This window comes from Bifidobacterium sp. ESL0704 (assembly GCF_029392075.1).
Lineage (GTDB): Bacteria > Actinomycetota > Actinomycetes > Actinomycetales > Bifidobacteriaceae > Bifidobacterium.
Window position 1 is genome coordinate 971,146 of record NZ_CP113929.1, and the last position, 16,155, is coordinate 987,300.

12 protein-coding genes are annotated in these 16,155 nt (G+C 58.4%); 11 read left to right on the forward strand and 1 reads right to left on the reverse strand.

The window, feature by feature from the left end:
* Positions 1-29: 29 nt before the first annotated feature.
* The 5 genes from OZX64_RS03315 (at position 30) to OZX64_RS03335 (ending at position 7,820) form a co-directional block, all read left to right on the forward strand.
* Positions 30-1,673, forward strand: coding sequence for an ABC transporter substrate-binding protein (locus OZX64_RS03315; RefSeq protein WP_277173835.1), 1,644 nt, complete (start codon positions 30-32; stop codon positions 1,671-1,673).
* Between the two features lie 348 nt (positions 1,674-2,021).
* Entirely contained in the window at positions 2,022-3,653 is a 1,632-nt protein-coding gene (locus tag OZX64_RS03320; protein ID WP_277173837.1) for an ABC transporter substrate-binding protein, read from the forward strand.
* A 204-nt stretch (positions 3,654-3,857) separates the two neighbouring features.
* Positions 3,858-4,784, forward strand: a complete 927-nt coding sequence (locus OZX64_RS03325) for an ABC transporter permease (protein ID WP_277156090.1) — start codon at positions 3,858-3,860, stop codon at positions 4,782-4,784.
* Between the two features lie 17 nt (positions 4,785-4,801).
* Complete coding sequence (locus OZX64_RS03330; RefSeq protein WP_277173839.1) at positions 4,802-5,779, forward strand: ABC transporter permease; 978 nt, start codon at positions 4,802-4,804, stop codon at positions 5,777-5,779.
* 16 nt (positions 5,780-5,795) lie between these two features.
* Positions 5,796-7,820 carry an ABC transporter ATP-binding protein gene (locus tag OZX64_RS03335; RefSeq protein ID WP_277173841.1) on the forward strand — a complete coding sequence of 675 codons (2,025 nt, stop codon included), beginning with the start codon at positions 5,796-5,798 and terminating at the stop codon, positions 7,818-7,820.
* A gap of 29 nt (positions 7,821-7,849) precedes the next feature.
* On the opposite strand, the gene OZX64_RS03340 is transcribed toward OZX64_RS03335, so the two are convergent.
* Positions 7,850-7,978: a hypothetical protein gene (locus OZX64_RS03340; RefSeq protein ID WP_277156087.1), complete on the reverse strand. Its 129-nt coding sequence runs from the start codon at positions 7,976-7,978 to the stop codon at positions 7,850-7,852.
* On the opposite strand from OZX64_RS03340, the gene OZX64_RS03345 reads away from it, so the two are divergent.
* From OZX64_RS03345 to OZX64_RS03370, 6 genes are all read left to right on the forward strand, one after another.
* A complete protein-coding gene (locus tag OZX64_RS03345) occupies positions 7,971-8,837 on the forward strand; it encodes an exodeoxyribonuclease III (protein ID WP_277173843.1) in 867 nt (288 codons plus the stop codon). The two genes, OZX64_RS03340 and OZX64_RS03345, sit on opposite strands and share 8 nt — an antisense overlap.
* Before the next feature lie 223 nt (positions 8,838-9,060).
* The gene (locus OZX64_RS03350; RefSeq protein ID WP_277173845.1) at positions 9,061-9,924 is read left to right on the forward strand and encodes a DUF3710 domain-containing protein; all 864 of its coding nucleotides are present in this window, start codon (positions 9,061-9,063) and stop codon (positions 9,922-9,924) included.
* 145 nt (positions 9,925-10,069) lie between these two features.
* Positions 10,070-10,858: a DUF3159 domain-containing protein gene (locus OZX64_RS03355; RefSeq protein ID WP_277173847.1), complete on the forward strand. Its 789-nt coding sequence runs from the start codon at positions 10,070-10,072 to the stop codon at positions 10,856-10,858.
* Positions 10,859-11,101: 243 nt separating this feature from the next.
* The gene (locus OZX64_RS03360; protein ID WP_277173849.1) at positions 11,102-12,400 is read left to right on the forward strand and encodes a TRAM domain-containing protein; all 1,299 of its coding nucleotides are present in this window, start codon (positions 11,102-11,104) and stop codon (positions 12,398-12,400) included.
* A 12-nt stretch (positions 12,401-12,412) separates the two neighbouring features.
* Positions 12,413-12,988: a hypothetical protein gene (locus OZX64_RS03365; protein ID WP_277173851.1), complete on the forward strand. Its 576-nt coding sequence runs from the start codon at positions 12,413-12,415 to the stop codon at positions 12,986-12,988.
* 179 nt (positions 12,989-13,167) lie between these two features.
* Entirely contained in the window at positions 13,168-15,864 is a 2,697-nt protein-coding gene (locus OZX64_RS03370; protein WP_277173853.1) for an HAD-IC family P-type ATPase, read from the forward strand.
* Positions 15,865-16,155: the final 291 nt, after the last annotated feature.

The window sequence follows — 16,155 nt, forward strand, 5'->3', positions numbered from 1 at the left end:
GCATAATGAAAAAGAAAGGGAGAAATCTTATGAAGAAGAAAGGTCTGGCCCTTGCAGCTGTTGTCTGCTCGGCGGCCATGCTCCTTAGCGCCTGTGGCGGATCCGGCTCTTCGTCGAGCTCATCGTCCAATGGCGGCAAGGACATCATCACGCTCTTCAATTCAGAGCCTCAGAATCCTCTGATTCCCGGCAACACCAATGAAACCGGCGGCGGCATGGTCTTGCGTGGTCTGTTCTCGCAACTGGTTCGTTTCGACGTCAAGGGCAACCCCGTCAACGATCAGGCGCAGTCCATCAAGCCGAACGCCGATGGCACCCAGTACACCATCAAGCTTAAGCCCGGTCTGAAATTCAGCGACGGCAGCCCGATCAAGGCCGAGAACTTCACCAAGGCATGGAGCTATGTCGCCAATGTGAAGAACGCTCAGAAGTGCTCGTCTTTCTTCTCGACGATCAAGGGCTATAAGGATCTTCAAAAGACCAGCGGGCTCAAGGGCGACGAACAGCTGTCCGGCCTCAAGGTCGTCGACGACACCACGTTCACCGTCGATCTGGATTCTCCCGATGCCACGTTCCCGATCAAGGTCGGCTATTCCGGCTTCGCGCCGCTTCCCGAGTCCTTCTACAAGGATCCGAAGGCCTTCGGCAACAAGCCGATCGGCAATGGTCCCTACAAGTTCGACTCCTGGAACCACGGCACCGACATCAAGATCGTCAAGAACTCCTACTACAAGGGTGATGACAAGCCGCAGAACGACGGCGTCGATTTCAAGATCTATACCAAGTCGAGCGCCGCATACGCGGATGTTCAGGCGGGCAACCTTGACGCCATGAACGCCATTCCTCCGGAGGATACGAAGAGCTTCAGGACCGACAGCAGCCTGCAGGCCTATGCAAAGCCGGGTTCCTCGATTCAGCAGTTCACCATTCCTTCCGATCTTCCCCATTTCCAGACCGGCACCGAGGAAGGCACGTTGCGTCGTCAGGCCATCTCCATGTCCATCGACCGCGCCACCATCATCAAGAAGGTGCTCAACGGCCTCGGCGAGACCGCGCACGAGTTCACCGCTCCGGTGATCCCCGGCTATTCCGCAACGCTCAAGGGCAACGAGAACCTCAAGTACAACCCCACCAAGGCCAAGGAACTCTGGCAGAAGGCCGATGCCATCTCGAAGGACAACGACAAGCTGACGCTCGCCTACAACTCCGACGGCACCTCGAAGCCCGTCTTCGACGCGATGGTCAACTCCATCAACAACACCCTGGGCTCCGGCGTCTCCGCCACCAACCCGATGCCTACGTTCCAGGAATTCCGTGACGCCATCTCCAACCGCAAGGTCAAGGGCGGCTTCCGTTCCGGCTGGATGCCTGATTATCCGTCGGCCGAGAACTATCTGGTGCAGAACTTCGCCACTTCCGCCGGCCATGGCAATGGCTCCAACGACGGCGATTACAGCAACCCGAAGTTCGACGACGAACTGAACAAGGCCTATGCGGCCAAGTCCGTCGACGAGGCGAACAAGGATTATCAGCAGGCTCAGGAAGTCTTGCTGAACGATCTGCCTGCCATCCCTCTGTACTACATGGCGAATCAGGGTGTCGCAGCCAAGGGCGTCAAGGGCTTCGCCATCGATTGGCAGTCCTATCCGACCTTCATCCAGATGCACAAGTGATGCATTGAAGGTGCTACGGGATTCTGACATAGTGGTGTCATAATCCTGCAGGATTCAAGCGGGAGGATGCGAAAGCGTCTTCCCGCTTTTGCATACCTGTTTCGCGGTGTGCATGGCGGCAATCGTTGCCGATGCCGTGTCGCTGCGGGTGTAGTGTGGTGCGGGTTGCGTTTTGGCCGGCCATCTTGGGAGTTTTGAGCGAAAGTGTCCGAATAGTGTTCATCGGCACCTGCCCGTTACATTCATGGAGTTCAATGGCATCATGCAGCTGGTTGAGCAAACAGCTGCAAGACTTTCGGCATGATTTGCCGTTCAAGTCGGGGAGACCATCTGCAGGAAAGAAGAACAATGAAGAAACGAATGCTTGCACTCACCGCTGTGGCATGCTCACTGGGCATGCTTCTCGCCGGTTGCGGCGCAACGAACGCAACGGGTGCCAAGGACGGCAATGGAGTGATCACCGTCTTCGACACGGAGCCGCAGAATCTGCTCGTTCCGGGCAACACCAATGAGTCGGGCGGCGCCCGGCCCGGCACGCTGCTGTTCGCAGGACTTGTCTCCTTCGATGCCAAAGGCAAGGCGTCCAATGAGGTGGCCCAGTCGATCGAGGGCAATGCGAACTCCACCCAATACACCGTCAAGCTCAAACCGGGTTGGAAGTTCAGTGACGGCACCCCGGTGACGTCGAAATCCTTCACCAAGGCATGGAGCTATGTCGCCAATGTGAAGAACGCTCAGAAGTGCTCGTCCTTCCTCTCCACCGTTCAGGGCTATGACGACCTGCAGAAGGCCGGCAGTCTCAAAGGCACCGAGCAGCTTTCCGGGTTGAAGGATATCGACGATACCACGTTCACGGTCACCATGTCCAAGCCGGACGCGACTTTCCCGATCAAGGTCGGCTATCTTGCCTTCGCCCCGCTGCCTGAGTCGTTCTACAAGGATCCCAAGGCCTTCGGCAATGCTCCGGTGGGCGACGGACCCTATAAGTTGGAAAGCTGGAACCATAACACGGAGATCCGGCTGGTGCGCAACAAGCTCTACAAGGGCAACGTCAAGCCGAAGAACGGGGGTGTAACGTTCAAGATCTACACCAAGGTGGACGCCGCATACGCCGACGTGCAGGGGAATAATCTTGATGTGCTCGACACGGTGCCCACCGCCGATGCCAAAAGCTTCAGGACCGACCAGAACGTGCAGGCGTACAACCGACCGGGTTCGATCATTCAGATGTTCACGATTCCTTCGAACCTGCCGCATTTCGAGGCAGGCACCCAGGAGGGCACGTTGCGTCGTCAGGCCATATCCAAGGCCATCGACAGGCAGGGGATCATCGACAAGGTGCTCAACGGCACCGGCACGCAGCCGGTCGATTTCACCTCGCCCAAGACCCCTGGATTCTCCAAAGGGCTGAAAGGCAAAGACAACCTCGTCTTTAACGCCGCGAGCGCCAAGGAGCTGTGGGCCAAGGCCGACGCCATTTCCAAGGACAACGACAAATTCACCATCTCCTACAACTCGGACGGCGGCAACAAGGCGATCTACGACGCCATGGTCAACTCCATCAAGAACACGCTGGGCATCGACGTGGCCGCCGACCCGATGCCGACATTCCAGGAATTCCGCAATGCCGTCGACAAACGCAGCATCAAGGGCGGCTTCCGTTCCGGCTGGCAGCCCGACTATCCTTCCGCCGAGAACTATCTGTTCCAGGAATACGATTCCGCTGCGGCCCACGGCAGCGGTTCCAATGACGGGGACTATCAAAACCGCGAATACGACCGGTTGATGGATGAAGCCTACGCGGCTCCGTCCACGGACGCGGCCAACGCCATCTACAGCCAGGCGCAGGAGATTCTGTTGAACGACCTGCCGGCGATTCCCATGTATTATGACAATGCACACGGTGTGGCGGCCAAGGGGGTCAAAGGCCTGGCCGTGGACTGGCAGAACCTACCGGTATACAGCCAGTTGCATAAGTAGTATCTGGCCGTATACGGCTTTGATGTACGGTTGGTGACCGTGTGAAGACGATCTCCTTATGACATCGTCTTCACATTTTTTTTAACATTCTTGACTTGTGCCTGCGCTACACTAACAGACATATGTCTAAAAGCCTAAAAGGATTATCTGTGCTTTCAAGGAGTTTGGCCAATCCCGGGCTTAGGAAAAATAAGGAGTTAACCGATGGGCAAGTATCTTCTGCGCCGTATTCTGCAGATGATCCCCGTGGTTCTCGGCACAACGTTGTTGGTTTACGCCCTTGTCTTCGCGCTTCCCGGTGATCCGGTGAAGGCGATGTTCGGCGACAAACCGGTCAACGCTGCGGTCGCGGCCCAGATTCGCGCGGAATATAACCTCGATAAGCCATTCATCATTCAGTATCTGCTGTTCCTGAAGAACGCATTGACACTCAATTTCGGCAACACGTTCGCCGGGCAGCCGGTTATCGACGAGATAGGCAGGGCCTTCCCGGTGACCATCAGGCTGGCATTGATGGCTTTCGTGTTCGAGGCGGTATTCGGTGTCATATTCGGCATCATCTCCGGTCTGAAAAAAGGCAAGTGGTACGATTCCGTCATCCTGATTGTCTCCCTGCTCCTGATTTCCGTGCCGACGTTCGTCACCGGTTTCCTGGCGCAGTACTTCCTCGGTGTCAAGTGGCGTCTGCTGCCGGTCACCGCAGGCAGCGACCCCGGCTTCCTGGACCTGTTGATGCCGGCCATGGTGCTTGGTTCCGTTTCGATGGCCTATATCATCAGGCTTACGCGTTCCGAGGTCTCCTCGAACATCGCCGAGGACTATGTACGCACCGCCCGGGCCAAAGGCATGTCGAACCGATCGGTGATCGTTCGCCATGTGCTGCGTAATTCCTTGATTCCTGTCGTCACCTATCTCGGCCAGGATCTTGGAGCGCTGATGGGCGGCGCCATGATTTCGGAAACCATCTTCAACGTCCACGGCATCGGCTTCCTGACCTATCAAAGCATCCTCAAGGGTGAAAGCAACATGGTGGTTTCCATCGTCACGCTGCTGACCCTGATATTCGTGGTATGCAACCTGGCTGTTGATATGCTCTACGCGGCTCTCGATCCGCGTATCAGGTATGCGTGAGTAGGGGAGGAGACCAAATGAGCGACAAGACAACCAATATGACCATGGCCGATTCCCATGTGCTTCCCGGGCAGGAACGGTACGTAGCACCGCCGGATGCCGTCAAACTGCAGGAAGTCGATTCGGTCGATGAATCGGCACCTGCCACCAGTATGTGGGCCGACGCGTGGAGGACGCTGCGTAAGAACCCGCTGTTCATCGTTTCGGCGATACTGATTCTCTGCGTCATCTTCGTGGCGCTGTTCCCGGGTGTGTTCACCCATCAGAACCCCAATTTCTGCCAGTTGGACCATTCCCTGGAGAAAGGCAGCGCCGGTCATCCCTTCGGCTACGACACCCAGGGCTGCGACGTCTTCACCCGTACCGTCTACGGCACCCGTACCTCGCTGTCCGTCGGCATTCTCACCACGCTGCTCGTGATGGTCGTCGGTTCCCTGATCGGGGCCCTCGCCGGCTTCTTCGGCGGCTGGATCGATGCGGTGCTGAGCCGTTTCACCGATATCTTCATGGCCATCCCGCTGTTGCTCGGTGCCATCGTGGTGCTGCAGATGTTCCGTACCTCCGGATCGGTCTGGAAGATCGTGCTGGTGCTGACACTGTTCGGCTGGACACAGACCGCGCGAATATCGCGAGGGGCGGTGATGGAGACCAAGAACCTTGAGTTCAACACCGCTTCCACCGCGTTGGGTTCGACGCCGTGGCGCAACCTGATGCGACACATCCTTCCCAATTCCATGGCCTCGATCATCGTGGTGACCACCACGTCACTCGGCACCTACATCGTCTCCGAGGCGACCCTGAGCTTCCTCGGTATCGGCCTGCCGACCACGACCGTGAGCTGGGGCGGCGATATTTCCAACGCGCAGACCATCCTGCGCACCGATCCCTCCGTCCTCTTCTATCCGTCGGCCGCGCTGGCCATCACGGTGCTTGCCTTCATCATGATGGGCGACGCCGTCAAGGACGCGCTTGACCCCAAGAGCCGTACGGCGTGAGTGCGGAGGAAACACGATGAGCGAAATGAATAGCAAGAACGAAAAGAACGAAAAACTTTTTCAGATGCAGCGTGAGCAGGGGCCGATCCTTGAGGTCAAGGACCTGAAGGTCGACTTCACCACCGGCGACAAACGTGCGGTGCATGCCGTGCGCGACGCCTCCTTCAACGTCTATCCGGGCCAATGGGTCGCGATCGTGGGCGAATCGGGCTCCGGCAAGTCCACTTCCGCCATGGCGGTTCTGGGTCTGCTTCCCGGCACCGGTCACGTCGTGGGCGGCTCCATCAAGCTGGAAGGCGAGGAGATTTCCGGCTACACGCGCAAGCAGTATGAGCAGCTTCTCGGCGACAAGATGGGCCTGGTCCCGCAGGACCCGATGAGCAACCTCAACCCTGTCTGGCGCATCGGCACCCAGGTGGAAGAGGCTTTGAAGGCCAACCACATGGACATCTCCCACGAGAAGCGTTCGAAACTGGCCAAGGCGTTGGCCGGCGGCGAAGTGGCGGTCAAAAGCGAGGACGATGAGACCTTCATCGGCTCCAAAGAGCTTCCCGACCTTCTGAAGGCCGCACAGGACGCTCTTGGCGAGGCCGGTGTGAACGGCGACCAAGCCGAGAAAAAGATGGACTATTTCAGGCAGGAATGGGTTCCCGGTTCCGAGACCCGCTGGCGCGTGGCCGATGACCTGATCAAGGCCGGGGTCGGCGATGACAAGGCGTGGGAGATTGCCAAGCAGTATGTGCTCGGCAGCACCATGACCGACCGCATCTCCGGTCTTCTGCAAGAGGCTGGTCTGCCCGACGCGGCCACCCGTGCCCGTCAGTACCCGCACGAGTTCTCCGGCGGTATGCTGCAGCGTGCGCTGATCGCCATCGGCCTGGCCTGCCGCCCCGATCTGCTGATCGCAGACGAGCCCACCAGCGCCCTCGACGTCACCGTGCAGAAGAGGATCCTCGACCACCTGCACACCCTGACCGACGAACTTGGCACCGCAGTGCTGTTCATCACCCATGATCTGGGTCTGGCCGCCGAACGCGCCCAGCACATCGTGGTCATGTACAAGGGTCAGGTCGTCGAATCCGGCCCGTCGCTTGAGGTGCTCCAGCATCCGCAGCATCCCTACACCAAGCGTCTGGTGGCCGCAGCCCCGTCGCTGGCCTCTCAGCGCATCATCTCCGCCAAGGAACACGGTGAGAACGCCGAGTCCTTGATGGAGCATCATGTCAAGGGAGAGGAAACGCTTGAGAAGAGCGAGCACATCATTACGGTGAGCCACCTGACCCGCGAATTCAAGCTTCCGCGCAAGAAGGAAATGTTCAAGGCCGTCGACGATGTGTCATTCTCGGTCAAGCGGGGCACGACGCTGGCGATTGTGGGCGAATCCGGTTCAGGCAAGTCCACCGTGGCCAATATGGTGTTGAAACTCCTGAAGCCCACCAGCGGCACCGTGACCTACGAAGGCAAGGACATCAGCGAGTTTGAGGGCAAATCGCTGCTCGACTTCCGCAGGCACGTCCAGCCGGTCTTCCAGAACCCGTACGGTTCGCTCGATCCGATGTATTCCATCTACCGCTCCATCGAGGAACCGTTGCGCATCCACAAGATCGGCGACAAGAAGAGCCGTGAACAGCGCGTGCGAGAGCTGCTCGATCTGGTGAAGATGCCGCAATCGGTGATGCAGCGCTATCCGAACGAGCTTTCCGGTGGCCAGCGTCAGCGCATCGCCGTCGCCCGCGCCATGGCTTTGAACCCCGACGTTATCGTCTGCGACGAGGCCGTTTCCGCCCTCGACGTGTTGGTGCAGGATCAGGTGCTGCAGCTGTTGAACGATCTGCAGGCCGAACGTGGGCTGAGCTACCTGTTCATCACCCACGATCTGGCCGTGGTCCGTCAGATCGCCGATGAGGTCGTGGTGATGCAGAAGGGCAGGCTTGTCGAGCACGCCACCACCGACGAGGTCTTCGACCATCCGAAGCAGCAGTACACCAAGGATCTGCTCGACGCGATTCCAGGAGGCCATCTGCAGCTCGGTTTGGACTGAGTGTTGTAGGCCCGAATGTTTGAGACCGATCACGAGAATCGGTTGAACGACCAGTCAATCCCGTCACCGTCGGTGGCGGGATTTTCATATTCCGCAATGAATGCATGCTCGTCTTTGCTGCGACCACGCAGGCGTGTATTGTCGGAGGTCATGAGCATAACAGTGACTACTTCGAATCTGAACGGTATCCGCGCGGCCAGACGCAAGGGCGTGCTTGACTGGGCCGAGGCCAATACCCCGGACATCTGGTGCATGCAGGAGGTGCGCGCTCCGCAGGAGGAGATCGACCCTATTTTCGAAGCCATGGCGGATGGCTACGCCAAGGCCGGCAAGGTTTCGGAAGCTGAGAATCTTGGCCGTATGGATGAGGTCTGCCGTATCAAGGGCCGCGCCGGGGTCGGCCTGTTGAGCGACCTCGATATCGAGGAACGGCGTTACGGGCTGATGGACCTGGACGAAGATGTCGATTCAGGCCGTTGGATCGAGGCCGACGTCACCACCCCGTCGGGTATGAAACTTACCGTCGCCAGCGTCTACGTGCACGCGGGCAATACCGACGACCCCAACAAGATGATGCAGAAATACCGCTTCCTCGACCGTATGCTCGAGCGCATGGGCGAGCTGCGTGACGAGGCCGAAAAGGGTGGCCGTCAGGCACTGCTGTGCGGCGACATGAATATCGCCCACACCCCGCTGGATATCAAGAACGCCAAGGCCAATGAGAAGCATTCAGGCTTTCTGCCTGCCGAACGCGCCTACGTCGACCAATGGCTCGACCCCGCGCAATACGGTTTCGTCGATGTCATGAGGAACCTGGCCGGTGACGTGCAGGGCCCGTACACCTGGTGGAGCCAGCGCGGACGTGCCTTCGACAACAACGTCGGCTGGAGGATCGACTATCAGCTGGCGACCCGGGAATTGGCCGAAACGGCCGTGTCCTTCGACATCGATCGAGCTCCCTCCTATGACACCCGCTGGTCCGATCATGCACCGTTGAGTGTGGTGTATGAGATCTAGATTCACATTTTTCGGGCGCCGGGGAAAGGTGAGCCCCAGACGAACATTGCTCTGAGCATGTCCTCGTGAATCGTTGTCGTTACAGGATTCGTGAGGAATATGGAGAATGAGCGAATGTTCGGTTGGCTCACGCTTTTTAAAACGTCAGAAAAGTGTGAGCCACGCTGAGGCGTAACCCGGTGATAGGCTTGAATCATCATTGCAGGTTTTGAAACGAGGAACTATGGGATTGTTCGGATTCGGCAAGAAGAAGCGTCACGAAGATGAGGCCGAGACACAGGACGAAGCTGTTGATGCTGAAAACACCAAGGCCGAAAACGCGGAAGCAGGTTCGGACGCAGACGAGGCAGATGCCAGCGAAGACCACAAGGTGCCCGAAGAGGCGAGCGAAGCCTATCCCGACCGTGGCACGCTTTACGGTCCTTGGGACATCGATGAGCAGGAAGCTCCGAACTACGACGAATATCTCGACATGGGCGCCTATTACCTGCCCTTCATGCAGGGCATCGAGCTGAGGGTCAAGGCCAGCCGCGCCAGCGGCCAGGTGCTTGGCTGCACCATCTCCTACAAGACCTCCAGCCTCGAAATCGAAGCGCTCGCGGCTCCCAAGACACTGAGCCTTTGGGACGGGGTGAGTGAGGATCTGCTGGCCGCCAATCCGCAAGCCAGCAAGGAGCCGGGCATCTTCGGCACCGAAATCAAACTGCCCGTCACCGTTAAAGGCGGCAAAAAGCTGATCACCCGCATCGTCGGCGTCGATGGGCCACGTTGGATGCTTCGCGGCATCTTCTCCGGTCGCGCCGCCACCCATCCGGAAAGTCCTGAGACCAAGGCCCTGAACCAGTTCTTCTCCGATATCGTGGTCGACCGCGGCGAGGAACCATTGGCGCCGCGTGACTTGATTCCGATGCACGCCCCGGTTTCCCCCGAGGAACGCCGTAAAGCCGATGAAGCGGCAGCCGAGGCAGACAAGGACGGCAAGGACCATAAGATTCCCAAGCGTATCAACGGGCCGTTCGTCGCCGACCAGCAGACCGAGGTGCAGACCACGATTTCGCGTGGCCCGATGTTCTCGGAATTGCGCTGATTCACTATGTTTCTTTGATTCGCCGGTTTGCCTGTTAGGGCGGACCGGCGAATCATGTGCCGACGGTAAGGGATTTGAAACAGTAAAACCTATCGGGAAAAAATTCACGGCAAACGTATCAAATCATTCAAATGGAACAGGAACGATGAGCGACACCAAAAAACGTCAGGGATTGGCCGCATTGGCCGCGGCAGGTAATGGCGAGGACTTCTCCGTCATCGACGCCATCGGCGGGGTGCGCGGCATCGTCGAATCGATGCTGCCTGGTTTCGTCTTTGTGGTTATGTTCGTGATTACCTCGGACCTCAAGGTCACGATTATCGTCTCGGCGGTGCTTGCCGTCCTCCTGGTGCTGGTGCGTCTTGTCCAACGGCAGACGGTGCTCGGCGCGTTGGCAGGGCTGATTTCCATCGCCATTTGCCTGATCTGGGCATGGAATACGCACGAGGCCCGCAATTATTACATGTACGGGTTTATCACCAACGCCGTCTATCTTGTGGTATTGGCCATCACACTGGCCATTCGTGTGCCGGGGGTCGGTTTTTTGGTCGAATTCATCCGTTCGTTGCCGACCGAGCATTGGCGCGCATGGCTTGCCGATTGGAGAGGCGACGGAAAACTCATGCGTGCCTACGACATCGTCACGGCCATGTGGATCGGGGTGTTCGCGTTGCGACTGGTGGTGCAGGTGCCATTGTATCTGACCAATCATGTCACTTGGCTGGGCACTACGAGACTGCTGATGGGTCTGCCGTTCTGGGCGCTGGCGATTTGGGTTTCCTATCTGCTGATTGCCGATCCGATGAGGCATCATCCCAAATTCAAGTCTGAACACGACCACGATGGCGGTGAAGACGGCAATGGCAGTGAGAGTGTCGCCGATGCGGAGTCGATTGCGGCCGATATGCCGAAGGCTGCAGAAGTCGAAGAATGAAGTGACGGTTCGAACGGCGTAGGATCCGCGAACGTCACGGACACTCCGGATATCGTGAAGGTGACGGCTATCGCAAAATTTTCAGACGAGGGTCAACGATAGACTGAATATTCCAGTTACGAGGACATGACGGTTACGATAAAGGTTGATATCGTCGGCATGGGTCAACAAGAAAAACGATAATGGGGCGTAAGGGCCGCTATTGGGCTACGTCCGTTGAAATTTTAAGAAGCAGAGGTCAGCATGCAAGCCACAGTACGTATCGAACGTTACGCCGATCAGGGGCGTTGCGTCGCCCATATAGACGGACGGGTGGTTTTCGTGCGTTTCGCGTTGCCCGGCGAACTGGATACCATCGAACTCGACGAGCCGCACGAGCGCGATGACCGGTTCTGGACCGGCGAGGTCATCGACGTCGTGGAGGCGTCCGACGACCGTGTCGAACCACTTTGGCCATTGGCAGGGCCTCTTGCGCAGGGCGGTGGAGTCGGCGGTGCCGATCTGATTCACGTCTCGCTGCCGGGCCAGCTCAAATGGAAATCCGCGGTGATCACCGATCAGATGAAGCGCATGGGCCATCTTGATATCGACGATGTGCCGGTCGCCCGGATGGACGGCGACAATGAGGAAAAAGGTCTGCACTGGCGCACCCGCATCGAACTGATCGCCGACGAGGAAGGTCGCGTATCAATGCGACGCCGGGCCTCGCATACCCGTGTGCGAATCGACACGATGCCGTTGGCCACGCGCGCGTTGCTGGCCGTCGCCCGCGAGCAGAAACTTTGGGACGAACGGTTCGAGCCCGGAGCCAAAATTCGCGTCGCGGTTCCTGAACCTCGAGATATCCATACGTCTCGGGTGCCGAACAAGGCGTTGCTCGAGGCCGTAGGCGATAATTTTGCCATCACCGTCAACGGGCACCTGCACGCAGGCTCCAAGCGTTTGAAGGAAGTCGTGGATGTGGACGGCAAACGCTACAAGTACGGCGTGGAGGACGACGGGTTCTGGCAGGTGCACCGCATGGCCCCGCCCACGCTCGTCAAATATGTGATGAGACTGGTCAGTCAGGAGCTTTCCGGCGTGCAATCCGCCACGCTCTGGGACCTGTTCTCCGGCTCCGGCCTCTTCACGGTGCCGCTGGCCAAGACCTTCGGCCATACCGCAATGCTTTCGGTGGAAGGCGGTCGCATGGCCGTGCGTAATGCCGAGCGCAACCTGCATATCGCCAAGGATGCCAACGTCACCGCATTGCAGGGCGACGTCTCCCATTGCCTGCGTCGCGTGCCCGAAGAACTCGCGAATCCCAATATCGTCGTGCTCGACCCGCCTCGGGCCGGAGCCAAGGCCCAGGTCTGCCGTCAGCTGGCCCAAGCCGGAACGCACTCCATCGTCTATATCGCCTGTGACCCGACCAGTCTCGCACGCGATGCCGCCACGTTGACCACGCTGGGTTACGGCTTGAAATCGATCCAGGCATTCGATATCTATCCGATGACCCATCACGTCGAGACCGTGGCGCTGTTCGTGCGCAAAAGCGAATAAGGCGGGTGTTCGATGCGTCGGGGATTGTCAATGGTGCTGAGTGTCTGCATGACGTTGTCGTTCATGCCGGCGCTCGCATCCTGCACCCCAAAAAACGCTGCGGTCGGTGACACCACTTCAGCGGCTCGACATGTCAACCATGACAGCGTCGACAAATCCGACATCCTGATAGGTGTCATTGCCGCCGGTGACGAAGAACTTGACCGGACGGTGCTCCAAGCCTTCGAAAAAACCGGTATCAAAGCCGTTTACGCGCCTATACCGGACGGGAGCACGACAGTCGATCCGGTCCAATCATTCAAGGACATGACTCGGCGGCCGGTCACCGCTTTCGTCATCGATAGCCTTAGCATGCAAGGCGGCCAGGCGAACAATTGGGTTGAGGCTTTGCAGACGGCACGTGACGCCGGCAGCCCGGTGATACTGGTCAATGCGGTGAATCTGCCGAAAGACACGAATTCCTATGCCGAATCGTTGCGGATAGTGCCCTCCGCGCAAGGCAAGGGCACGGTTCCACTCGATCAGGCCGTACAAACCGCCATCAATGACAACCCGCATCCCAAGACCGTCAGCGTGACGTTACCGTAAATATGCCGCCAAGGCCCATCGCGAACGAAGCCGATACGATAAGGTGGCACAGCATATACTTGAAAACAGGGAATAGGCCGCACCAGTGTTTTCAGATGGCGGCAGGCGAGCAACGGGAATCGTATCAGCGACCGTGAGTCCACGTACGGATGGACGTGACACGGGTAAGGGGCAAATCAATGAGTACTACCGGGATGTTCGGGCAAGACGCCGGCCGGATGGTCAGCGAGACACCGGCAAACGGGCAGGGCGGCGACAAGAGGAACGCGGCTGATAACGGCAAAGGCAACGATGGGCGGGGAGCGGCTGCGAGCCATCTTCCCAAAATTGTCGAGGCGGGCCTGACAAAAGCCGAAGTTGCCGAACAGATCCAGCAGGGCAACACCAACAAGATCGATACCGAAAGCTCGCGTTCGCTGGGCCAGATCATCCGCGAGAACGTCTTTACCTTGTTCAACGCCATCATTTTCGTGGCCATGGTCCTGGTGCTCATAACCGGGCAATGGAAGGACGCCGTTTTCGGGCTGGTCATCATCATCAATTCCGGTATCGGCGTCTTCACCGAGATGCGGGCCAAACACACGCTCGACAAGCTTTCGATCCTGGTCGCTTCGAAGTCGTTAGTGCGTCGTGATGGCCAGGACGTCGAAATCGAGCACCAGGATATCGTACTGGGTGATTTGCTGTGGCTGCGCAGCGGCGAGCAGGTGCCCGCGGATGCGACCATCGTGCACACATGGGGTCTGGAACTTGACGAATCCATGCTGACCGGCGAATCACGCACCGTCAAAAAAGGCGAAGGGTCCGAGGTCTATTCCGGTTCCAACGCAACATCGGGTATGGCGCTGGTTCGTGTCGACGCAGTAGGCGAGCAGGGGTACGCCGCCAAACTGACCGCCAAAGCCAAGGTCTACAAGAAAACCGTTTCCGATTTGAGCCGCGGTATCAACACCATTTTGAAGGTGATGACCGTCATCGTCATCCCGCTCTGCATTCTCTTGGTCGCCTCCCAGATTCGCACGGTGGGCGGATGGCAAGTGGCCTTCTCGACCGGAGCATGGCGTTCGGCCATCGTCTCGGCTGTGGCAGGTGTGGTCGGCATGATTCCCGAGGGCCTGGTCTTGCTGACCTCCCTGAATTTCGCGATTGCCGCGATGCGTCTGGCGCGCCAGCACACCCTGGTCCAGGAGCTGGAAAGCGTGGAGACACTGGCCCGCGTGGATGCGCTGAACCTTGACAAGACCGGTACCATTACCGATGGCGGCATCGTTTTCAATCAGGTCGTCATGCTCGGCTCTGCTGACGTCGTAGGATCTACGGCCGACGCCGATATTGTGGTGGATGCCCCGTCCGGCGAAAACGCCGTGCATGCCAGCGTGACCGTCGGCACCACCGATGACGAGAAAACCGCAGTGGTCCAGGCGCTCTACGACCTCTCCAATGAAGAGAATCCCAATGGCACAGGTGCAGCGGTGCTCAAGGCCTTGGGAGCCAAGGGAGTGCACGATGAGCCGGTCGACGCCCGCGTACCGTTCTCGTCGGCCCGCAAATGGAGCGCCATCGTACGTGGCGGCGACGTCTGGTATATGGGCGCGCCGGAAATGCTGTTCAGCGGATTTACCGGCGAACACACCTCGGCCAAGAGCATGGTGGCCAAGTATGCCAACCAGGGGATGCGCGTGCTGTTGATTGCCAGTGCTTCGGGGGCTTGTGCCGATAGTCAGGCAGTGCATGATTTCAGTGACAATCCGCGTCTCATTTCCGTTTCACGGCCGGTTGCGCTGGTACTGTGCCAAGAACATATTCGTGACGACGCCGAGGAGACCTTGGCGTGGTTCCGTGATCAGGGCGTGCGTTGCCGCGTCATCTCCGGCGACAGCCCGGCCACCGTCGGTGCCATTGCCAAAACGGTTCGCCTGACCGGCGATCGCGAGCCGGTGGCGATGGACGCCCGCGAACTGCCCCAAGACGTCAAGGAACTGTCTGCGGTCATGGAGAACGTCGACGTGCTCGGCCGCGTGCTGCCCGAGCAGAAGAAGGCCATCGTCGACGCGTTGCACGAAGGCAAGCACGTCGTGGCGATGACCGGCGACGGCGTCAACGATGCGTTGGCCCTGAAAGAGGCTGATCTGGGCATCGCGATGGGCAACGCCGCACCCGCCACCAAGGCCGTGGCGCAGGTCGTGCTGGTCGATTCCAAGTTCTCCCACCTGCCTAGCGTCGTGGCCCGCGGCCGTCAGGTCATGGCCAACATGGAGCGCGTCTCGTCGCTCTTCCTGGTCAAAACCGTCTATTCCGCGCTGATTTCTCTTGGCGTGGTTTGCACGTTCATTCCCTTCCCGTACCTGCCACGCCATATCACCTATATCGGTGCGCTGACCATCGGTATGCCGGCTTTCATCCTCGCGCTCGCGCCCAATACCCGCCGCTATATACCCGGGTTCCTGGGGCGTGTAGTGAGGTTCGCCTTGCCGGGTGGCATTGCGGTGGCGCTTTCCGTACTGCTGACCGCCTGGACACTGCCCGGCTTCATGGGCTGGAACGTGTCGAAACCCGGTGACCTGTTGAAGCTGCGTGACATCTGCGCCATCGTCGTCTTCGTGCTGGGCATTCTGGTGATGGCGCGCGTGGCCCAGCCTCTGAAATCCTGGCGTGGCATCCTGGTGGCTGCATTCGCAGCGGCCGGGCTGATCGGCATGTTCATTCCGATCGTCTCCAACTTCTTCGAACTTCAGTTCCCGACCGGTTGGACGTTGGTCGCCACGATCATCGTGCTTGTGCTCTCGATTGTCATCTTCGCAGGCATCCAGACGATTGCCGACCTCTTTGGCCGTCTTTTGGCTTGTCGTCCCGTCTTCATGAAGAGGAAAAGGTAATGCTCCGATTCATGTGGTGGAGACGGTTGCTGTCATTGGCCTTTAATACGGCAATATTTTTCGCCTGATTTCGTCGTACGCAAATATACATTCATATACGACGCCGAATATTCATTTTTTTAGGCATGTTGGTGCATCCAAGTCCCCTTGAAATCACAAATGTATGTTCAAATCCTCGATTTCAAGGGGTGTTGGTGCACCAAGATGCCTGTTTTTGGCGAATTAATGTGAAAAGTCTTGTTTTTGGGAGGACTTGGCGGCACCAAGAACGGGAACGAATGACAAATTTGG